The organism is Stenotrophomonas sp. GQ19 (genome assembly GCF_059758695.1).
On the sequence record NZ_JCAXES010000007.1, the window covers coordinates 160,166 to 181,190 of the forward strand.

The window sequence follows — 21,025 nt, forward strand, 5'->3', positions numbered from 1 at the left end:
CAGCCCCCCCCACGTGGTGGCCACCCGGCCATCACCGGCCGACTGCGGCCTGCGTTTGGCCGCGCCGCACGTCTGGCTTCCCGTCCGCACACCCCACCTCGAGGTTCCGCATGGTTTCGATCCGTCGCGCTTCCCCTGCCGCCACCGTGCTGCCGCCCCGCCACCTCCTGCTGCGTGGCGCACTGGCCACCACGCTCTCACTGCTGCTGGCCCTGCCCGCCTTCGCCGCCGACCGCCACGACACTGCCATCGACAGCGCACTGACCGCCGGCCTGCGCCCCAGCGTGGTGCCCGCCAGTGACCCGCTGCCACGCTGGTCGCTGCAGGCGCGCATGGCGCATTACCACGTGCCCGGTGTAGCCATTGCGGTGCTGCGTGACGGCAAGCTGGTGCACAGCGCCGGCTACGGCCTGCGCCAGGCCGGCAGCCGCGATGCCGTGAACGCGGACACGTTGTTCTCGGTGGGCTCGGTCAGCAAGGTCATCACCGCGGCCACCACGCTGCGGCTGGTGGCCAATGGCAGCCTTGCACTGGACCAGGACATCAGCACCTACCTGCGCAGCTGGAAGGTACCGGCGACGTCCACTACCCCGACCCCGCAGGTGAGCCTGCGCATGCTGATGTCGCACACCGCCGGGCTGGGCGTGCACGGCTTTGCCGACTACCTGCCGGGCGAACCGCTGCCCACGCTGCTGCAAACGCTGGACGGCATCGCCCCGGCCAAGAACAAACCGGTGCGCCTGATCCACGCACCCGGCGAGCGCGGCGACTATTCCGGCGGCGGGGTGATGGTGGAACAGCAGGTGCTTGAAGATGCCAGCGGCCAGCCGCTGGACGCACTGGCTCGCGCGCAGGTATTCGCCCCCCTGCACATGCAGCGCAGCCGCTTCACCACCCCGCCGGACACCCTCGACAACATCGCCAAGGCCCACGACGGCGACGGCGCGCCCACCGCCCTGCCGCGCGGCTGGCAGACGTTCCCTGAAGCCGGTGCGTCAGGCCTGTGGACCAGCGCCAATGATCTGGCCGCGTTCGTGGCGGCGCTGACCAACAGCTATCGCGCGCCAGGCGGCTTCCTGCCGCAACCGATCGCCATCGACATGATGACCGAGGTGTCCCCAAGCTGGCATGGCCTGGGCCCGCGCCTGGACGGCAGCGGCGCCACCCGCATCTTCCACCACGGCGGCTCCAACGACAGCTACCGCGCCTGGATCGAAGGCTATCTGGAAACCGGCGACGGCCTGGTCATCCTCACCAATGGCGAGAACGGCGCCGAGCTGACCACCGAGATCCGTAATGCGCTGTCCGACGCATTGGGCCGTGGCGTCAACCCGGCGGTACGTCCCATCTCGCTGGACCTACACGCACCGGCCTATGCCGACTACGCCGGCGTGTTCGCGCAGGACCTTTCGGTACCCATGGCGCATCGCCGCGCCCTGGCCGACATCTTCGACATCCCGGCTTTGCAGGTGAAGGTGGCCGACGGACAGGTGCGCGTGGGCGTTGCCGGGCGGACGCAGGACGGGCAAGTACTGCCGCTTGCCCCCAACCGCTTCGTGTCACCGGATATCGACGGACTGCAGATCGAGTTCCACCGCGATGCGTGGGGCAAGGTCAACGCGTTGAGCGTGGTGCATGGCGAGGCGCGCGCGTACTACGTGCGCAAGTGACAGGGGCACGCGCTGCAACGCCAGACGTTGCAGCGCGCAGGCCGTGGCCGCTCAGGCCAGCGCCGCCGAATGCCGCAGCCGCACACGGTGGTCGCCCAGTACCGCATACCGCACCGTGAGCGGTGCGCCGGGAACAAGCGCGGTCTGCAGCGCACTGGCCTTGCCGGCCGTGTCCAGCAGATGCCACTGCCCGCCCAGCCGCGCGAACAGCGCATGCTCAACCCCTTGGCGACCATCGTTGCGGCGCGCCCACATCAGCTCCTGCACGGGTCCGCTGAAAGTATGGCGGCGCAACTGCCCGCGCTGTAGCCACAGCCGCGCCACCGGGGCCCACACACCCAGCAGCCACAGCAGCGCAACGCCCACGCCCGCCCACAGCCACACGCGGACACCCGCGCCGACGGCCGGCACTGCGGCCAGCACGGCGATGCACAGCAACGCCGCACCACACAGCCAAGCCGCTGCACGCAGCGCCGCCACCGGACGGGTGCAGAGGTCGCGCCAATCCTGTGCGTCCATCGGTACGGGCGCATCGGCCACCACCGCCATGCCGGGGTAGTCCACCTGCAGCAGGTGACCGGGATGCGCCGCACTCCATATCAGGCGCAGCGGCGTGCCCGGTGCGGGGCCCAACACGTGCTGCGGCACGAAGCCGGACAGCGCGTCGGTCCCGGGCGATTCCTCCAGCACCAGGTGGCGGTAGTCGCCCAGCACGTAGCTGCGTGGCGCCCGCGCGAAGCGTGCCTGCTGCGGCAGGATCTCGGCAGACTGCAGCGCACCCTCCATCACCGCCACCTCGGAAGATGCCAGTGCCTCGCGCAACCAGACCGGGCGACGCTGCCGCACCAGCGCCGCAGCGACGATGCCAGCCAACCCCACCACCGCTGCCAGAATCATCGGCACCCAAGTGGGCGCGGCATGCGCGCGGTGCAGGCCCAGCCAACCGAAGTAGGCGGTGATCGCAACAGCCAGGCAGACGGCAATCAACAGCCACAGATTGCCGGTGGCGCGCTGGCGGGTGAGGTCGGCCTGCAAACGGGAGCGGAGTTCGGCGGGCATCGCGGTGAGGGTGCGCGGGGAAGGTGGGGACATCCGTGATCTCGGTAGCGGTGCGCGTGGGTCCGCGCAGACCGCTAATTATGGCGCATGCATTCAGCGCGCCGCGCGGACCACGACGGCCTCTAAAGACTTTGTCAGACGTGCCGCTACGTCCCGTGATGCTGACCTCTTTGGCCAAGGGCAGCTATGAGGTCTGCGGTGAGATGATCGTTTGCCCGTAGCTGGATTAAACGGTTCCAGCAAAGTGGCTGGTGCGACAGGAGCACGTGAACCGGTCCAGCAGCTTTGCGAAGATTCAACGCCAACGCGTTCCATCTTCCCGAATGGCACCTCAATCAACAGATCCACCGTTTCCGCAGCGAGCCACCGTGTATGAATCAAGGACGAAAGAATGAACAACGAAAAGGTTGAGCCAAGCTCCAACGAACGAACCTGGCCGGAAGAATCTCGCATCATCCGCAAATGGATAGAAGATCACCCGGTTCTCCTGACAGCACTTGCGTTCTTTTTGCCTAGTTCCGGGCTCTATCATTTCGTCGCGGACGGCAACATACCACTGGAAATCGCCTCGTCCGATGCCATAGCAGCATTGCCCATGCTGCTTACACGCGTCTCGTTCCTGGTCATCATGCTGTGCGCACTATTCGTACTGCCCGCTTTGATGATGTTTGAAGGGGCGATCCGTGAGCCAGACGGACGTCTTCGGGTGCTGCCGAGAAAGCTCCCTGTCAGGCGCAAAAAGCTGCTGCAATGGTACGTCACACTGGCGTTACCCGGCCTCGTGATCGTAGCGGCGGTGATGGCTGATACTGCTTTCGAAATCCATGGCAATTGGTTGGTGGTAATCGCTATCGTCGTTTCAATGATGGTGTTCACCGTGTTCACGAGACGCATCCGGCGGGGTGCGCACAAGGCAACGATATTCTCCGAATTCATGGGATTTGCACTGGCGGCATGCGTAGTCCAGATGATGGCCGCATTGCTTGCCATGCAATTTTGCCTTCGGTACGTCGACGATTCGACGAACGCAGGGTGGGTAGCGGCACTTCTGGCCGGAGCTGTGATCGCTGTCGCCGCACTACAGGTAACCATCGTCGTGGTGATTGAAGAGACCAGCCAACATGCCGGATTCGTGCGGCAGGGCTTCATAGCTGCCCTGTTGCTGGTTGCAGTCGCCTTTACATATCCACACAGCGGCGCGGCACTTACCGGCATTGCGCTCCGCGACAGTGCATCAGGGGGTCACCGGTGCGTGACGTTGCAGCTTGCTGCTGACGCTGCTGATTTCGGCATGCTGATCAACAGCAAGCCCACTGCGAAGGGAAGGACCGTTGGGCTCAACCTCCTTTCCAATCTAGGCGGGCTCTATCTGGCACGCATAGACGGCGGCAAGGATACAACCGTATACCGGATCCCTACCGACAAGGTCGTGAACATGGCGCCTTGTAAGAAATAGTACGGATCCCAGTGCGGCTTCGGCAGCATCCGACCACACCAAGGGGCCCAGCCGCCGACGCGGTTGGGCCCTTGGTCAACGCATCAGTCCAGCTGAATCCGCGCCACTGACTCCGGGCTGCCCTTGGCCTCGTTGTCGCCGTTCTTGACGGTCACGTACAGCACGTTCTTCTTCGCATCCAGTGCCAGGCTGTTCGGGTGCGTGGGCACCGAGTAGGTCTTCAGCGGCTTGTACGTATCGCTGTTGTAGGACGTCACCGTGCCCGCTTCGCGGTTGGTTACGTACAGGCGCTTGCGCTTGGCGTCCAGCAGGATGCCCAGCGGGCCCGCGTCGGTGGGGATGCTGGCCAGTTCCTTGCCGGTGGTGCGGTCCAGCACCAGCACGCGCTGGCCCGGGTGGGTGGAGGTGAAGCCCGAGCTGCTGGCCTGGTACTTGCGGATCATCTCCGAGCCCTGGTCGGTGACGTACAGGCGCTTGCCCGACGGCTCCAGCGCGATGTTCATCGGCTGCTCGGCGCTCACCTTGAAGCGCTGCTCCACCTTGCCGCTGCCGGTGCCCACGGTGACCACTTCGGCCAGCAGGTTGGAGGTGTACACGCGCTTGCCCTTGGCATCCAGCGCCAGGCCCGGTGCCTTGGCGTTGCCCAGGCCCGGAATGGTGTTGACCACCTTCAGTGACTGGGTATCCACCACGAACAGCACGCTGCCGTCGCCAGAGTGCCCGGTGACATACAGGCGGTTGGCCGGGCCATCCACCACCAGCTCGCGCAGGTCGTGGGTGTAGGCAGCCTTGCCATCCTTGCCCACCTTCTTTTCCATCAGCTGCACGATGCCCACCACCTTGTGGGTGTTGGTATCCACCACGGTGACCGAGGTGTCCACGGTGTTGCCGATGTACAGGCGGTGGTTGGCGTCGTCCAGCACCAGGCCGAAGGCTTTGCGCTCCAGCGGGATCTGCGCTTCAACGTCGAGGGTGTTGGGGTCCAGCAGCAACAGCTGCGCCGGGCCGGCGGCATCGCCGAAGCCACCGGACGAGGCCACGTACACCACGTCTACCGTGGGGCTGTAGGCCAGCTCATACAGGCCCTGGGCAACGGGCTTGCGCAGCACGGCGGCGGCGGTTTCTGCAGCCGGGGTGGCCTTGCCCACGGCGAACGCCGACGGGGTGCCAAGGGACAGGGTGACGGCGAGGGCCAGCGCGGCCGAACGGAGAAGGGAACGAGGGTACATGCGAGCGTCCTTGAATGGGCACGGAAGGGTGTCCTGGCTCGCTGGGCCGTACGCGTGACGGCCGGTCCCGCATGTGTGCGTGGGCTGGCTGGCTGGAATGCCGGGGAATGGTAGCAGGGTGTGGGGGTGGGTGCTTGGCGGCGGCAATTAGTCGAAGGGGAATGGGCCAAAGGCAATGGGTTCGGCTTCGCGCAATCGCAACATGCGTGCTGCCAGCTCCGGGTCTATGACAGCGGCGGCTTCGGTGGGCGTGCCCAGTTGGTATTCGCCGTCGGGAGCCATGTCCAGATGCCTCGCCAGCAACTCATAGTAGAGTCGTTCGGTAATGTCCTCGATCGAGCAACCCGACGCGACGAAAGCGACCAAGCCTTCTTCCTCGGGTGTGCCGCGCTCCCGTTCCCAGCGGCTACGACGCAGGGTGTAGCCGACTTCGCCATACCAGTACTTGCCTTCGAAATCTTCGTCTTCGTCTTGCATGGCAATCCCCCGGGCTTTAGCAGTCGCCAAAAGTGGAACTATGCCGCCAGTGCAGGTTTCTGCATTGGGGTGATGCCGCCTAGCGCCATGTTTGGGCGCTCGTGGTTGTAAGTCCATAGCCAACGGGTGGCGGAGTGCGCGCCCCTGCCCTAGAACTCAGTGCCTTTGCGCCAAACATTGAGCACATTGGCGCACTCGCCAGGATCTGTCATCCAGAAGAGTCCGTCTGCGTTGTCGGCAATGCCGTACGATCGCGACCCGAACGGATTCTTGACAGGGAGCACTCAGAGTCTTCGTCGATTATCGGCCTGTTTGGCTTGTGCGGACGACTCATTACTTCCAGAGCCCTCTATCCTTCGCCTCCTTCACGATATCCAACATGATCTTTGGATCACCCAACTGTGCCAAGAAGATCAGGTGCTCGACAGCCTTCACTTTCTCCAAGTGATCCAGACGGGCAGGCCCACCCATACCAAGTGCCGGCACGAATCCGTATATTTCATCCTCCGCCAACGGTCCGAGCGCTTTGAGCGCACGCTCAAACAACGGGCGGTCGTCGTCATCATCCTCGTCCAAGCTGCTGCGCCTGGTAGCAGCCAACCAGTTTGAAATCATACCGTCAGCGCATCCATCCCTTATGCGATCGGACTTGTCAGAGGGAAATATCATCGCCATGTTGGTGACAATAGTCAGACTTGGCCCGCTCTTCGTGCCCCATACAACAAGTTTCCCAAACGCAGTTCGACCGATGACATAGTATTTATCTTTTCGGTGGAAGTTCGTCCCATAAAGCCAAGCATTGAGCACTTCTGAATAGTCATCAGGATCAGTCATCCAGAACAGACCATTGCCATAGCCCGCAAACCCATATGCCCTCCAATACTGGAGCAACCTATCGGGCAGCTTCCCTCTATAGTGGTCGAGCTTGTGAGATGGCACTGGACGCGTATCAACTATTGGCCCGAAGCCTTCATCATTGTAAAAGGACTCAAATCCTTCATCGACCATATACATTACTTACACCAATGCAGCCCATCATTAACTGTACACCTTGCATACACGACCGGAAAATTCGCCGATGGGGGGCAAGCACGACATGCACATTTATAGTGTGATTTCCGAAATACACCCGACTAATCCAGCAGCCCTTGGTCATCGGCCTCTTTAGCGATGTCCCGCATGACTTCTGGCTTGCCGAGCTTCGCTAGAAGGACGAGGTGCTCCACAGTTGCCACCTTCTGCAAGTGATCAATCCTGCACGGCCCGCCCATTCTCAATGCAGGGACGAATCCGTACATCTCGTTGCTGGCCAAAGGAGCCAGCAGCCTGACTGCACGATCAAAGAGTGGCTCGTCATCTTCATCCGTTTCGTCCAGATCCTCTTTTTCGATTCCTGATATCCATGAACCAATGAGGAAGTCCGCTTCGCTGGGCGGGAGTTGTGGCGGCGCGGCACGCGGGAAAATCATTGCCCAGGCACAGACGATCTTCATACAAGGGCCGGTCCGCGTGCCCCACACTATCAATTCACCGAAAGCGCTACGGCCAATGACGTAGTACTGGTCTTGGCCGTGGAAACTGGTTCCCTCCAACCATGCGTCCAGGACGGCCGAATATTCCTCCGGATCTGTCAGCCAGAACAAACCATCGCCATAGCCAGCGAAGCCGTAGGCCGCCCAGTACTGGAGCAACCGATCGGGCACCTTGCCTCTGTAGTAGGCAAGCTTCGATGGCGGAACGGGCTTCGAATGGACCACAGGCCCAAAGCCTTGGTCTTTGTAAAAACACTCAAAACTGTCATCGACAAAATCAATCATTTGCATCGCTCCAACCCACCATTCATCTTGGTATTCGCCCGTTCGGCGGTAGGAACCCTCGCTGCTGCCGCGTCCAACCCAGCTATGCGCGAGGTCTCACCCTTCTTGGGCGATCTTGCGGTCCAGGCCGTCGCGGTCGCCGGTGAGCAGCAGGCGGGTCCACTCTTTGAGCTCGCGGTCGGCCTTGTACATGAGCACAGCCATGTCCACCGCTGTTTCCACGGTGCCGGCCACGTAGTCCCACGTGCCCTGCCCCATGCCAAGCGCCTGGTTGCCGCGCTGCAGGCCCCAGCGAAAGGCGTTGCCCGCCTTGTCCCACTGCTGCCATTCCGGCGCAATGTCAGTGCGGGTCTGCACGACGATGGCGTCCAGGGCCGCCTTCAGCCGCGCACGTGCGGCCAGGATGGGGGCGTTGTCTTCGCGGGACTCCTCAGGCTGGAACGGCACCTGCACCATCTGTATCGGGCCCACGGTGACCTCGGGTATACGCGCGCGGCCCTCGTCGTCTAGGTGGCCGGTGCGGATACTGTCGTCGGGCAGCGAGCGCAAGGTGGCGATGGTGATTGTTCCGGCGCCAGGACCAAGAAAACTCGCACTGGGCCCGAAAGCTACTTCCAAACACCTCGATCTTTTGCTTCCTTCACGATATCCATCATGATCTCCCGCTCTCCAAGATGTGCAAGCAACGTAAGGTGCTCTGCGGCTTTGACCTTTTGCATGTGGTCCAAGCGGCAGGGCCCGCCCAATGCCAATGCAGGAATGAAGCCATACATCTCATCGTCGTGAAGCGGCCCAAGCAGTTTCATCGCCCGTTCGAAGAGTGGCTGGTCATTCTCGTCCGTTTCGTCAAGATAAACCTTGTCCATCTGCTCGATCCACATGGATACGAGAAAGTCAGCTTCGCCTTCTTTCATCCATTTGGACTGGTCGCTGGGGAAGAGCATCCCCCACGTTGGCAGGATTCTCAGGCTCGGACCGGTTCTCGTGCCCCACACATCAAGGCGCCCGAAGCAGCTGCGGCCGATGACAAAGTAATCGTCGTTACCTTCAAAAGGCGTGCCCTGGATCCAGGTGGAAAGGGCGACCTCATACTCTGCAGGATCGACAAGCCAGAACCTTCCGTCTCCAAACCCAGCAAGACCGAAGAGCTGCCAGTACGCCAAGAGCCGGGCAGGCAGCTTGCTACGGTACCGGGCAAGGTGCTCGGGAGTTACCGCGCCTCCTGGTACTGCAGGTCCAAATGCCTTCTTGTCGTAGAAGTACGCAAAGCTCTCATCTAGCACGGGTTTCATTTGCAACACTCAAGGCCACTGTTGACTTTCATGGTTCCGGGCGACGCTCGTGGCGGCATGCCGGGAACGTTGCGCTGTTTCTTCCAGCGTCCACTGACTACCAAAGCCCCGCATCCTTGGCCTCCTTCACGACGTCGCGCATGACTTGCGGTGGACCCAAGTGAGCTAGCAATGTCAGATGCTCGATCGCTTTCACTCGCTGAAGGTGGTTGAGTCTGGCCGCGCCCCCGATGCTCAAAGCAGGCACGAAACCGTAGATCTCATCTACTTCAAGTTTCCCAAGCGTCCGCAGGGCCCTTTTGAATAGGGGATCTTCATTCTCATCCATTTCATCCAAATTCTCCTTGTCCATTCCGGACAGCCAAGTCGCGATGAGGAAGTCAGCTTCCTCCGGCGCTATCGGCGTTGGCGTGCTGCGGGGGAAGATCATTGCCCAAGCGGGCAGTATCTTCATGCATGGCCCGGTCTTTTCCCCCCAGATGAATAGCTTGCCAAACGCGGTTCTGCCAATGACGTGGTACTTGTCAGTGCCGTCAAACGGCGTGCCTTTGATCCATTGCTCAAGGACAAGGGCGTACTCATCGGGATCGGTCATCCAGAACAGCCCCTCGCCGTAACCGGCGAAACCATACTCCCGCCAATACTCCAACAGACGCGAAGGCAGCTTGCTCTCGTAGCGACGGAGCTTTGAATCATCGACAGCTCTCTGGTCCATGGATGGACCAAAGCCCTCATCCCGATAGAAGTACTCGTAATTCTTATCGACCATTTTTATCACTTGCAACGCTCCAAGCCGCCATTCATTTTTGTCTTGCCGCGCTCGCCCACTGGAATCCTCGCTGCGGCGGCGTCGAGTTCGTCTACACGAGAGGACTGCCCCTTCTTGGGGTTGTTCCACTGCCGACCGATTGTCTGATTCACCTCTGCATCACCAAAATCAGTGATCTTGTCTGGCCCACCGGCTACCAAGTCGGGAGTATGAAGGCCATTCATTACCTTGCGTGCGTTCTCAGCATCCTGCTTTGCCATACGTTTTGCTTCGGCCGTGCTTGTTCCGGCACGCTCATACTCTTGAGTCTTCCTCTCAATAAGCTCATTTTTGTACTCCGTCCACGCCCTTCTCGCGGCATTTCGATCGCGGTTATCGGGATCGAATGCTTCGCGAGCCTTCAGGTAGTCCTCAACACTCATATCATTGAGTCCAGCCTCCTGGCCCTTCAGCTGCCTGTCCATCTCAGGGAACTTTGACTCAGGCAGACTGTGCGTATTGAAACAAGGCAGCTTCTTCCGCGGCATCCGCTTCGGCAACCGCGTGGTCTCGATCTTCCTGCCACCATCCGGCGTGCGGTTGCCATCGGCCTGCCGCCGCTTGCGCGTCTTCAGCACCTTGGCCAGGCCCTTGAACGCGTCCTCCACCTCTTCCATCAGGTGCAGCAGCTTCTTGCCCACGCGGGCGGCCGTGTTGCCCGCCTTGGCCGCAGCATAGCCAAAGCCGCCGGCGCCGCCCAATTCCACGGTGACGGCGGCCAGCAGGATGGACACCACCACGTCCACCATGATCTGTGAGCTGAAGCGGGCCTCGATGCGCTCCTGTTCGTCGGGCGGTACGGCCTCCCACCAGGCTACGCCGAAGGATGGCAGCATCTCGGTGATGCCGGGGTCCTCGATCAGCAGGTTGAACAGCTCCTTGGCCTCGCTGGCGGCGTCCATGACCTTGCCGCCGGTGGCGCGCAGCGCGGCGATCTTGCGGTCCAGGCCGTCGCGGTCGCCGGTGAGCAGCAGGCGGGTCCACTCTTTAAGCTCGCGGTCGGCCTTGTACATGAGCACGGCCATGTCCACCGCTGTTTCCACGGTGCCGGCCACGTAGTCCCACGTGCCCTGCCCCATGCCCAGCGCCTGGTTGCCGCGCTGCAGGCCCCAGCGGAAGGCGTTGCCGGCCTTGTCCCACTGCTGCCATTCCGGCGCCATGTCGGTGCGGGTCTGCACGACGATGGCGTCCAGGGCCGCCTTCAGTCGCGCGCGTGCGGCCAGAATGGGGGCGTTGTCTTCGTCGGGCTCATCAGGCTGGAACAGCACCTGCACCATCTGTACCGGGCCAACGGTGACCTCGGGTATACGCGCGTGGCCCTCGTCGTCCAGGTGGCCGGTGCGGATGCTGTCGTCGGGCAGCATCACCTGGTAGGCCACACCGCGCACCGGGGTGCGGTCGAGGTCACCGTAGTGGTAATGCAGCAGGATGTCCTGCTTGACCGGCGGACTTGCAGGCGCCTTGGCGGTGGTGCCTAGGGCGACGAAACCGGCGGCGGGCGCCACCGGGCTTGCCGCGGCTGCGCCACCACCCTTGGCCGCGCCACCGCCACCCGACTCCACCGACACCGTGCTCTGCTTCACCGCCAGCACCTTGCACCCGCAGGCCAGCGCGTCGCCATGTCTGGCCAGCGCCTGGCCATCCACGATGAACGTGGGATCGCCGGTAACGATGGGGAACGCACCTTTGTGCTTCGGGCAGAAAGCCTTGTCGCCTACACGAGCGACGGCCATACCGTTGATGTCGGTGAAGGGCGAGCCCGTGAGGACTGTGCCGCCACTGCTGGTGCTATCGCCTACGACAATTGCAATGCGCCCCACGCCGGGTCCTTGGCTTTTGATGTGGGGAGCAGGCTAGCAATGGGTTGTTGGGGGACTGGTGACGGCGGTCACGTAACGGGCGTGTTGGCGCTCACGCTTTTCGTACTATCGGAGAATTCCTACCTTCGAAGAGGGAGTCTCGGAAGGTGGAAAGTTGGGTGTCGATCTTGCGGAAATCAGGCCGTCGGCAGGTGGGCAAACCTGCGCCCGCCACATAACGGTCTAACGCTGCACAACTAACCCTGGGCTTGGGACAAAGAACTCTCCCCGGTCTTGATGGGAAGGCAATCACCGTAGGCATCATTCAGAGGAAGTAGCAGCCGCTGCAGCTTTGGCACGCCAGTGAGCGCCGCAAGCTGCATCACCGCCAGCATGGACAGGCCATTGCTCAGCTTGAGAATGGATATGGCAAGCTCAGGAGGAAACCCTTCTCGTGTCCTGTGCATGGCATGGACCCCACCGTGCACGTAGGAGTTCATGGCCTTCCATCCGCTGGCTTTCAATTCGTCAAGCAGCTCCAGCGGGTGGGCTACAACGGGCACCTGACGCAGCTGGCGCATCATGTCGGTCGCCATGGGAAGGCGCGCCTCCGACGTCATCCCCTCCATCGCCGTGGTCATGATGAATTCCACCTGCTCGTCAGTCGCGCAGTGGAGCAACCAAAGTGAGCGCGTTAGCGCTTCGAACTGGCAACGCAGCATCGCGGGAGCTGACGTGCCAAAGCGACCTTCCAGGAGCGAGCGCAACGCACCGCCATGGTCAATCGCCAACTGGCAGGCGTCCGCACTGGCTACGGTGCGCTGCGAGTCGTTGTAGAGAGGATGGTTGATCAGATCAAGAGCGCTCTGCAACAGCAAGGATGATCGACGGAACAGCTGGTCCATAGCTTGTCTTCCTTGTTCGGTACCGGGCGTAGGCCGCAGTTTTCGCTCAGGGCTCGCAGGGGGCCAGAGCCTTAACGGCGCCATCTCCGGCGGAGCATGCAGGGGCCAGGCGTGCTCCGTCCAGCCTTACGCCCGCTCTGGTCCCACTGAAGGGGCGGAGCTGGGCTTCCATCATCAGCGCTCACCTTTTGATGAAAGCCTAGCTCTTCCCCCACAGCGCGGCCCCTCAACCCATCCCAAATGGCGAACACCGCCACCCAAGCTGCCGGGCCGCCATCGCCTCCAGATCCCGGTCACCGCTTTCAAAGCACGGCGCCGCCTCCGGCTCACACGCGGCCACCGTCACCCCCTCCAAAGCCACCGCGCCTGCCGCCCGCTCGGCCGGGTCGAAGGCGCCGGCCTCTGCGTCGGCATCCACACACGATTGCCGCACCACATACTCCCGCATCAACCGCTGGAGCACCTGTGCGGCGGGGCGGTGTTCGCGCGCCGCCGCGTGCTGAAAGCTGGCGCGCAGGCCAGCGGCCATTTCCAACTGCATGAAGACACTCTTGCTCATGCGTTCCTCCCACTGCTGGGTTATGAAACAGGTTGTGCATCCACACTGCACCGGGCGTGCAGTGACGTGCTGGCGTTTGCGCCTGCCACAGCGCAGCGCTGCCGAAACGGGGCAGGCACTGCGGCTGTGCGGCCAGGCCGCCCGCAAGGGCTGGCGGGCACTGACCGTGCAGCGGCCCACCCGGCAGGTGGGCGCGGGCGCTCAACCGGTGCGGCGCTGCAACTTGCGGGGGATCTTCTTGACCACCGGCACGGGCCGCTCCACCACCGTAAGGGTGATGATGCCGTGCGTGGCCTCCACCTTCAGGCGGGCGCCTACGTCGAAGCCGAGCTTGTCCAGCCAGCGGCCGCGCAGCTTGAGGTAGGGAACAATCTCGGTGGGACCGCACTCTTCGCGGTCTGGGTACGTCAGCGCGCCTACGCGATAGCTGCGTGCGGGGCGGGCGTAGGGTTTGCGCTTGGGGCGCGCGTCATCGGGTTCGTCTTCCCACGGCGTCAACATGTTGGACCTCCTGCAGGGCTTGCCCTTGCCGGGATGGCAAGGGCGTCGGGAGGTTAGAAACCGTCTAGCAGGAACCGGCGGGCGTATTTCCACGAGGGTGTTGTATTAGCCACCCTCCCGACAAAGAGACGTCCAACATTTTCCTGCTAGAGGAGTTTCTACGCTCCGATGAACACCATGCGCGTTGGTGCGGAGGATGGGAAATCGCTTGTTCCTGTTGATCTGGAGGGGGTTGGTTGGCGGCGTCTACGGTGCGACGCAACTGGCCCGGTTCAGTCGCAGGCATTGGGACGGCGTGGCGGCATGCTCTCTGACTCATCTAGAGGGAAGCAGATGATCCGGATCGATCCGGACTGGTTAGAGGCCTTTGATGAGGCAATGCTGACGTTCTTTGCCATCGACCATGCGGATGCTGGGATTGATGATTTTCTGCTGGAGTGCCACCAAGATCTGGAGGCCCGCAAGGCGGCACTGGCATATGGGGGAAGCACTATGACCTGTGCCGGGTAGATACGTCTTGGCAGCCTCCTGGATTGATGCGTCACAGCTACGACTCACACTAATCTACACTTTGCCTCCACCTGCCACGTGGCTGCAGGAAGCCAGCCTTTGTGCTTTACTTGAAAACCACATCGCGGTGGTACTCCATGTAGCGTCGCTGACCGCGTGTCAGTGCTGTCAGAAGGCCATCTACTTTCTCAAGCCACGCAAGTTGCACCTGCTCCGGAAGGTGTGGGCTAATCCGCATTACTCCGTCATCTTCGAAGGTCAGATACCCCTTATCGAACAAGCGATCGATATGGGGCGTAAGCAGAAGTCCGTTATTCCCGTCGAGGCGTTCGTCATTACTGCTCTTCGACCATGGCTTGATATGACTGGCGACCAGGAAGCGCTCGTCACTAATACCGGTGACGCGACAGCGAAGCTCGATTTCGGCAACCCGAGACCTGAAGAGCCCCTGGCCAATTCGAGCCTGTATCACCTGACTGCGTTGCGTAGCGGTCAGCTGGGCGTCTGCGAGCACCTGAGCGATAGCGGCGCTATCGCTGTGCCTCCCTGACTTTTCGGCTTGAGCCAATATCTCAGAGGCATCGTGACCAAGCCGAGCGATTAACGCGTTCGCTAGTGACTCTGGAAGAGCGGCAAGGTAGACACCCTGGTTCCCATTGCCATTTGACTGCAGCGGGGAGTACTTCACTGGCAGATGCGGGACAAGCTCTGGCATGAAATCCTTCGGACGGATCGGATGACGCAGTTGGTGGAATACGGTTGGCACAAACCAGCCCTCCACTCCCCACCCCTGGCCGACACTGCCAAACTCGGCAGGCTTGGGCGCAGAGACGTGATGCCCTTCGACTATGCCGATGGCCTTAATGTACGTATCAACGAAGGACAGCACCACATCGCCTGGTGCAACCAGTTGCATGTTGTCGTAGAAAACGTTTTTTCTATTGTCTGTGGTGCGCTTTGGAGACCAAAGATAGCTTCCATGCACCTCATGCCTATACGTCAAGTTTTGGTTTACCCACCAGTACTTCATTCGGCCCCCTTAGGCACTTCATCTGAAGCGCCTATGCCAGGCGCCACAGGGATAGTACCCGCCTATGGCATGGCAGGCCATGACTTGTACTGACGCGGTTCGGGTGCTTGATCGCAGCCGAGCGCTTCAATTGGCAGATATCTTCGCAGTAAGCGATGGCCCATAGTCAATTTTCGAGTTACTGGGAACACATCTGCAATGGTGAGGCGGCAATCTCCCGCAGTAGCCAGAGACCGATAAATGGAGCTTTCCGGTATTTTCCAGCCACGAATTTTCGTCGTCGCATTAGAGCTCACCAAGCCACAGATAATCACGACTCTCAAACAGGGTAATACTTGGCGCGCGCGGAAGAATCCACGTCGCCAGGCCGCTATCAGTTCGACGAAGCACTGCCAGTCGGAGAGCAGATACGGCGGACTTGAAGCATCTGAACCTCGCCAGTTGAAGCAGTGCGCGGCATACCATCCAGTTAACAACGTACGTGTCTAACGGGCACTCCCCCAAATGCACTTCCGTAACCCCAAGGCCGGGACTAGATAATGCCGGAAACCTCCCAGGTACTGGACCAGCGTAAAGAGCTATGCTTTTCAGGCCTTCGCCCTGCCACCGACGTATGCTCCGAAGTCGCCAGCGAGCTGCTTGAGCTGCTGGGCTCCTCGCCACGATTTGGAAGTGCAACCGCTACAGCGGTAAGAACGTGAGTTCAGGTTCAGGCAGAGCGGAGGGAGGCATCTCCCCATTGTTCGCCGTCAAGATCAATGCCAGTTCCGCAGCCTACAGCTCGAAGCCTACAGCGGAAAACACGCGAGCACAGGATAAAAAGCTGTGGATGCGTTGGAAGCAGCGCACGTTTATCCTTACAGCGGAACTACTGCGGTCTTTACTCCATCAGCGTAGATGGCTAAAAGAAAGACTTATGGGAGCCCCACCTGAATTGACGGAGCTCGAGTACGGCAAGCTGGAAGGAGTCGGACCTATCACCCCTCTTCCGCGTCATCTTTCGGTGAGTTCTAAGCAGCTGTTATAGTAGAGGTCACGATGCGACTCGAGATACGCGCCAAACAAATCGAACGCGTCTCTCCAAATTTTGTTATAAGCAATGCCAACTTGGTTTTATGATTAGTGTTGCGGAAATAGGGATCTGAGCAAAGTGGCCCCGCACAGGGATAGAGTTGGAAGTAAAGGCACTTACCTTCAGGAAGGCTCCGTCATTTCGGCCACTTCCAAAAAAATAGCGAGGTCGTCAATGGAATGGCTTGGATCAGCGTTTGAAGTGCTACTCAGAATTATTGAAGTAATCGCAGATATTGGAACCATTGGTGCAGCATGCGTCGCCATTCTAGTTTTCTTCAGAAACGGCCCAGAGTTGAAGTCGCTCATTAGGACGCTCAATAACTTTGCGCATCGAGACAGCATGTCAGAGCTTAGAATTAAAATTGAGCTAGTGTCTAGCCTGCATGCTTCGGATCAATCAAACTCAACCGAGATTGCAAGCCTATTTCTGGAGATTTGCGGTCAGATTGATGGAAGTCCATTCCTCAGACACGACCTATCCGAAATTTCCAGTCGAATTAAGAACGCAGCCTCCTCTAGAAGATCAATATCAGAGCCGCAGAAGCGAGCAATATTGAGTGAACTCCGAGAAATTGTCAGACATTTAGACTACGCAAACTTCGAAGAACTTACGAATAACACGAAGGGAAGTAAACAATGAAAATTGTAGCCGCAGTTAATGCGATGATCTCAAGGCCGGAATTGATTACAAACTCCATCCAAGGGTCTTCATCGAATGAGATCTTCTTTGTTTACAACGATAAGTTCAAGTGGTCAATACTAGACAACGCCGAGGGCATTGCTGTTTTTATCTATACAGGCCCTGAAGCCATAGAAGAACTCGCCAGCATCGACAGCGACTCCGGGTATGATCGATGGGAGTCCATCACTTTCGTACGGTATTCCGCCAAAGATATTGGCACTAAAGAGGCCACGGAAACATTCACCGAGTTACTTAAAGTAGTTAAGGAGAAGAAATTTGGCGTAGGCGACGCACTCGACGAAATAATTAAGACTGCCAGTTGGCAGCAGTTGCTTTAAATGGGCGACGCCACCTCCCTAGATCGATTAGTGCCACTATTTATAGCCAAATCCTCAACTACGAGTAAATTGGACACGAATAGGCACTATTCATAAATCATGGATCATCGGCTTCCTGTGCGACACCGAGGCGAGTATGCGAATCAGGGAACACTGCCCCGAGCATTGCCCCCCCCCCACACACACACGTTGCTCCATGCTAGAACAAGTATCGAAAGTTGGCGACGCAACTACAACGAGGAAAAACCTAAACGAACGCTTGGTGAGCTGAAGCCCGCCCACCAGACCGCGCAGTTGGCGTCCAAGGTAGACAAGATTAGCAGCGAACTCTACACCCGCTCGCCACTTAAGACGGGGGCAAATCGGCATGGTCAAAGAATGTCCATGACCCAAAGCCCCCGGCGTCATGAATAGGGACCTCCCTCTACGTCGACTGAGAGAGGAATCAAAGGAAATTAAATGACGCTCATCCCAAATTATCCAAAATAACCCCGCACGCGCGGCTTCCCCGATCGCGCCATTAATATTGGAGTGCGACAGGGCGGCTCACATCACCCTGCGGATGCAATCATTAGTAATTTCATTTTTTGAAAATACCCCCAAGAATGCCTGGTCATTTCTGGCGTGCTTTTCTATAGAGATTCACTACGCTTTGACGTGCCCCGGCGTGACGCAAACCGAGGCCACGGCGGTAGAGTTCCGGAACCTCATAAGGAGGCGCGTCTCCATAGACGATGCCGTGACGCACAAGAATGCCAATCTCTTCTGGATTAAGTCCTATCTTTTGAATAGCATCCGCACCTAGCGGTGCTGCGACCTGGTCCCGGCTTGCTGCGAATTTCTTGAAGATAGGACCAAGCTCTCTGATTTCCTCTTCCGTCTCTTTGACCTTCTCTGTGCTCGTAGATTCCACAGCGCCTTTAAGCGACCTGGGTGACAGCAGGCGAGTCGCAAAATTACTGACATCCTCCTGATCAACCGGCTGTTTCGCTGCACCGGCAAGGAATCTCACAAGGTCACGTGGGACTAAGCGACCACGAAGGTCAGAAAGAACGGCAACAATCCAGGCTGCAGTGTATGCCTCTCGGGTTCGGCGCCCGGGCAGATCATCCGGCCCGAGCTTTCTCCCCCAAAGCACGTCCAGTTTCGCAACCATAGATTCGTAAGATTCTGTATTAAACCCGGAAGTCCATAGTCCTGGGATCGCCCCAGATTGCGTCGCCAGCCATGCAGCCAGCTCAAGTACATCTGACTCGCCCCAAGACAAGGCGAACTGAGCGTACTCGCGCCTGTACTGGTCAAGATTCTGTTTCACCGCTGACTCTACTGTGTCGCGCCGCGCAAAAACTATGATTCCCATTGGGCGTTTTGATTCAGACCGCAGCCTCTGCGGAAGCGAGACAAGCACCGCGCGCATAGCCACTTCAATACCCGGGTCGTCAGTGGTGGCGTAAAGCTCTTCCAGCCCTTCAATCAGCGCGACTATTGACTGCTTTTTATCTCGAAGATGATGGAGGAACCGCTCTCCAGCACCAATGACTTCGGCTTCAAAGCCGCTACACCAGGCGATGACATCTAACCATCGCTCGGTCCATTCTCGTTCGGTGCAGGGAACTGCCAGCTGTTCCTTGAGCCAGGCCGTTGACGAATGCACTTTCATGGGCTGAGGGAGCGACAACGACTCCGCGCAAAGAGCTCGGGCCTCGTCTACCTCAGCCTGAAACTTCGATGACGATTGAATGGACGCGCAGACTGGCACTATTGCTGAGGATACGGCGCCCTCTCCACCGAGCAACTGGGAAACGGCCGTTTCCCACCTCCCCTGAGACACCAGGTATCGAGCCGCCAACGTTTTCCCCGTACCCTTCCCACCCTCACTCACAGCGATCGGGACTTCCGATTTAAAGCGACCTGTCAGTGCGGCGAGGGGCTGGGTGACGAGAGGCTTGGGAACTTGACCTTCGGCGTTCTCTGCTGCAATTAGCTGCTCAGCATAGACCTCCAAGAGTTTTCTAGCCTGATCTGGCGCAAGGGGAGCGCTGGAGAGTGCGCCATCGGAACCTTGCCCAATGTCGTTCTCCGCTTGAAGTTCAGCTCTGATCCAACTCTCAAAAGTTTGACTCAGATGGCGGTCAAATCCACTACCAGCCATCTGCTGCCTATACGCCCCCCACTCAGATGATGACACCTGGAGATCTATTAGTTCCGGAACTACGATTTGAGTGAATGGCTCAAGATCCTTGACGCCATCGTAGACATCATCTTTCGACGACACGTCCTCGACTTGGTCCTGGATTAGGCTTGCGACAAGATCGGCCGCGAGAGGTTCGATGAGCTTTGAATCGAGCCCACTGGCGATAAATATCGATGGCACGCGATTCACAATAAGCAACGGCTTCCGGAGATGCCCTCCTGCGCGCCTGATCTCCCTCGATACAAACTTTATAAGCGAGGACGTTGCGCGCAACGACTGATCAGACAGCGTAGTAACCACGATTGGAGAAACACTGGGATCCATAGCCAAGTGGACGCCCAGCGGAACCATGCCGGCCCTCACGTCAATGACCACACCTGCACATCCTAGCTTCTGGCCAATACTTGAAAGCATCTCTCCCAATGCAAATGGACTTTCAGTGCTCGACAGGTGCTCGGGCCTAAGCGACGGACTGGTAAGATCCTCAAGATTACGCCTAATGGGTAACACAAAGATGTTTCCCGATACTCTGTGATCTCGCAGTCGCTCTGCGACAAAGGCGATGGTTTCTGGCGATCCAAGCGTGTCCTCTGCGTGTGCGAGAACGACTAAGTCCTCGAGAGATACCTTCGGAGTGCCCATCGACTTTTCAAAGAGGAAGCTAACGCCAGGCGCTTCTATGTCAGCATCGACAATTAGGACTGGCTTTTCCGTTAGCTCAGCCCAGCTTGATGCAAATGAGATCGCCGAGGCAGTTCGGCCCGTCCCCCCCTTGACACTCAGCGCGGCAACGACCGGACATCTTCTAATAATACCGTCGTAATTACTAACAGGTGCGCGGAAGTCAATCACCCCGTCAATGACTCCGAGAGATTGACGATAATGAAAAGGCTCTTCGATAACTTCCAGCTCAATTACAAGCTCTTGGCTCTGAGGCGGCCCTTCAAGCGAAAGCCTTAGTGGCTCCTCCAATATTCTCGAAGGAAACATACTGTTTAGCCAAGAGACAATATCACCCCTGGAAAATCCAGAAGCGGACTCGATGGTTACACCATACCATCCAATACGAACACGAATAACTGACGGTGGCACGAAGGAAGGAGCATATGATGCCTCCGCAAACCTGCGAGAGACATCCATCCAAGTCAAAGGGGACTGCGTTGTTATATTCATCACTGCTCCTTGCACCAATTGACAATTGAGACCAGCCATTTGCAGAGATCCTCGGTCGGAGTCAACTTCTCTCCGTATCTCCACGCCTCATGCAACGCGACCACTGCAACGGGAGCGCTGACCCTCACAGTCTTGGCAGTCGGCGGCGGCCCAACCTTGGATGCAGGAACATTCAGTATCTTCACTAGCGCCATCAAGTTATGGCCGAAGCTGCGTGCACTGCCCGCAGCGATTGTAGCTGAGCTAGTATCTCGCAAATTGTTTCTTTCCATATAAATACTCTTCAGGCCACATTCCGCCGAGTAAAATAGAAGCAGCGCTGCCGAATCTAGGTTGGACGACTCTTCCCGACCGTATGACTCATGCAGCTCTCGTGATCTTCTTTTTAAAGCCTTCAAGTTCAGATCAACCACGCGGCACTCCTGTCGCCGAAACAATTGCTTGAACACATC

General features: G+C 59.1%; 20 protein-coding genes and 1 pseudogene. 6 read left to right on the forward strand and 15 right to left on the reverse strand.

The window, feature by feature from the left end; translation table 11 throughout:
- Positions 1-110: 110 nt before the first annotated feature.
- Complete coding sequence (locus AC6CHL_RS14280; RefSeq protein ID WP_498294943.1) at positions 111-1,670, forward strand: serine hydrolase domain-containing protein; 1,560 nt, start codon at positions 111-113, stop codon at positions 1,668-1,670.
- Positions 1,671-1,721: 51 nt separating this feature from the next.
- Here AC6CHL_RS14280 and AC6CHL_RS14285 read toward each other — a convergent pair whose 3' ends face one another.
- Entirely contained in the window at positions 1,722-2,762 is a 1,041-nt protein-coding gene (locus AC6CHL_RS14285) for a hypothetical protein (RefSeq protein ID WP_498294944.1), read from the reverse strand.
- Positions 2,763-3,120: 358 nt separating this feature from the next.
- On the opposite strand from AC6CHL_RS14285, the gene AC6CHL_RS14290 reads away from it, so the two are divergent.
- A complete protein-coding gene (locus AC6CHL_RS14290) occupies positions 3,121-4,185 on the forward strand; it encodes a hypothetical protein (RefSeq protein ID WP_498294946.1) in 1,065 nt (354 codons plus the stop codon).
- A gap of 83 nt (positions 4,186-4,268) precedes the next feature.
- Here AC6CHL_RS14290 and AC6CHL_RS14295 read toward each other — a convergent pair whose 3' ends face one another.
- The 11 genes from AC6CHL_RS14295 to AC6CHL_RS14345 form a co-directional block, all read right to left on the reverse strand.
- Entirely contained in the window at positions 4,269-5,414 is a 1,146-nt protein-coding gene (locus tag AC6CHL_RS14295) for a YncE family protein (protein WP_498294948.1), read from the reverse strand.
- A gap of 147 nt (positions 5,415-5,561) precedes the next feature.
- Positions 5,562-5,891 carry a hypothetical protein gene (locus AC6CHL_RS14300; protein ID WP_498294950.1) on the reverse strand — a complete coding sequence of 110 codons (330 nt, stop codon included), beginning with the start codon at positions 5,889-5,891 and terminating at the stop codon, positions 5,562-5,564.
- Between the two features lie 333 nt (positions 5,892-6,224).
- Positions 6,225-6,905, reverse strand: a complete 681-nt coding sequence (locus AC6CHL_RS14305; RefSeq protein WP_498294952.1) for a GAD-like domain-containing protein — start codon at positions 6,903-6,905, stop codon at positions 6,225-6,227.
- 119 nt (positions 6,906-7,024) lie between these two features.
- Positions 7,025-7,708, reverse strand: coding sequence for a GAD-like domain-containing protein (locus tag AC6CHL_RS14310; protein ID WP_498294954.1), 684 nt, complete (start codon positions 7,706-7,708; stop codon positions 7,025-7,027).
- Between the two features lie 96 nt (positions 7,709-7,804).
- On the reverse strand, positions 7,805-8,257 hold the full coding sequence (locus AC6CHL_RS14315; RefSeq protein WP_498294956.1) for a hypothetical protein: 453 nt from the start codon (positions 8,255-8,257) through the stop codon (positions 7,805-7,807).
- A 59-nt stretch (positions 8,258-8,316) separates the two neighbouring features.
- Positions 8,317-9,000, reverse strand: a complete 684-nt coding sequence (locus AC6CHL_RS14320; protein WP_498294958.1) for a GAD-like domain-containing protein — start codon at positions 8,998-9,000, stop codon at positions 8,317-8,319.
- Between the two features lie 97 nt (positions 9,001-9,097).
- Positions 9,098-9,769 carry a GAD-like domain-containing protein gene (locus tag AC6CHL_RS14325; RefSeq protein WP_498294960.1) on the reverse strand — a complete coding sequence of 224 codons (672 nt, stop codon included), beginning with the start codon at positions 9,767-9,769 and terminating at the stop codon, positions 9,098-9,100.
- Positions 9,770-9,774: 5 nt separating this feature from the next.
- Positions 9,775-11,628: a PAAR domain-containing protein gene (locus AC6CHL_RS14330; RefSeq protein WP_498294962.1), complete on the reverse strand. Its 1,854-nt coding sequence runs from the start codon at positions 11,626-11,628 to the stop codon at positions 9,775-9,777.
- Positions 11,629-11,864: 236 nt separating this feature from the next.
- Positions 11,865-12,512, reverse strand: coding sequence for a DUF6988 family protein (locus tag AC6CHL_RS14335; RefSeq protein WP_498294963.1), 648 nt, complete (start codon positions 12,510-12,512; stop codon positions 11,865-11,867).
- Between the two features lie 226 nt (positions 12,513-12,738).
- Positions 12,739-13,071 carry a hypothetical protein gene (locus tag AC6CHL_RS14340; RefSeq protein ID WP_498294965.1) on the reverse strand — a complete coding sequence of 111 codons (333 nt, stop codon included), beginning with the start codon at positions 13,069-13,071 and terminating at the stop codon, positions 12,739-12,741.
- Between the two features lie 201 nt (positions 13,072-13,272).
- Positions 13,273-13,572 (reverse strand): SymE family type I addiction module toxin, encoded by a 300-nt coding sequence (locus AC6CHL_RS14345; RefSeq protein ID WP_137191215.1) that lies wholly within the window; start codon positions 13,570-13,572, stop codon positions 13,273-13,275.
- 333 nt (positions 13,573-13,905) lie between these two features.
- On the opposite strand from AC6CHL_RS14345, the gene AC6CHL_RS14350 reads away from it, so the two are divergent.
- Positions 13,906-14,082: a hypothetical protein gene (locus AC6CHL_RS14350; RefSeq protein ID WP_498294967.1), complete on the forward strand. Its 177-nt coding sequence runs from the start codon at positions 13,906-13,908 to the stop codon at positions 14,080-14,082.
- A gap of 106 nt (positions 14,083-14,188) precedes the next feature.
- On the opposite strand, the gene AC6CHL_RS14355 is transcribed toward AC6CHL_RS14350, so the two are convergent.
- On the reverse strand, positions 14,189-15,112 hold the full coding sequence (locus AC6CHL_RS14355) for an HNH endonuclease (RefSeq protein WP_498294969.1): 924 nt from the start codon (positions 15,110-15,112) through the stop codon (positions 14,189-14,191).
- A gap of 1,150 nt (positions 15,113-16,262) precedes the next feature.
- Here AC6CHL_RS14355 and AC6CHL_RS14360 point away from each other — a divergent pair.
- From AC6CHL_RS14360 to AC6CHL_RS14370, 3 genes and pseudogenes are all read left to right on the forward strand, one after another.
- Entirely contained in the window at positions 16,263-16,826 is a 564-nt protein-coding gene (locus tag AC6CHL_RS14360) for a hypothetical protein (protein ID WP_498294971.1), read from the forward strand.
- On the forward strand, positions 16,823-17,206 hold the full coding sequence (locus tag AC6CHL_RS14365; protein WP_498294973.1) for a hypothetical protein: 384 nt from the start codon (positions 16,823-16,825) through the stop codon (positions 17,204-17,206). Before AC6CHL_RS14360 ends, AC6CHL_RS14365 begins: the two co-directional genes overlap by 4 nt.
- Positions 17,207-17,392: 186 nt before the next feature.
- Positions 17,393-17,536 (forward strand): annotated as a pseudogene (locus AC6CHL_RS14370) (integrase core domain-containing protein); the annotation flags it as partial.
- A gap of 283 nt (positions 17,537-17,819) precedes the next feature.
- On the opposite strand, the gene AC6CHL_RS14375 reads toward AC6CHL_RS14370, so the two are convergent.
- Complete coding sequence (locus tag AC6CHL_RS14375) at positions 17,820-20,573, reverse strand: KGGVGR-motif variant AAA ATPase (RefSeq protein WP_498294975.1); 2,754 nt, start codon at positions 20,571-20,573, stop codon at positions 17,820-17,822.
- A complete protein-coding gene (locus AC6CHL_RS14380) occupies positions 20,573-20,986 on the reverse strand; it encodes a hypothetical protein (RefSeq protein ID WP_498294977.1) in 414 nt (137 codons plus the stop codon). Before AC6CHL_RS14380 ends, AC6CHL_RS14375 begins: the two co-directional genes overlap by 1 nt.
- Positions 20,987-21,025 lie beyond the last annotated feature (39 nt).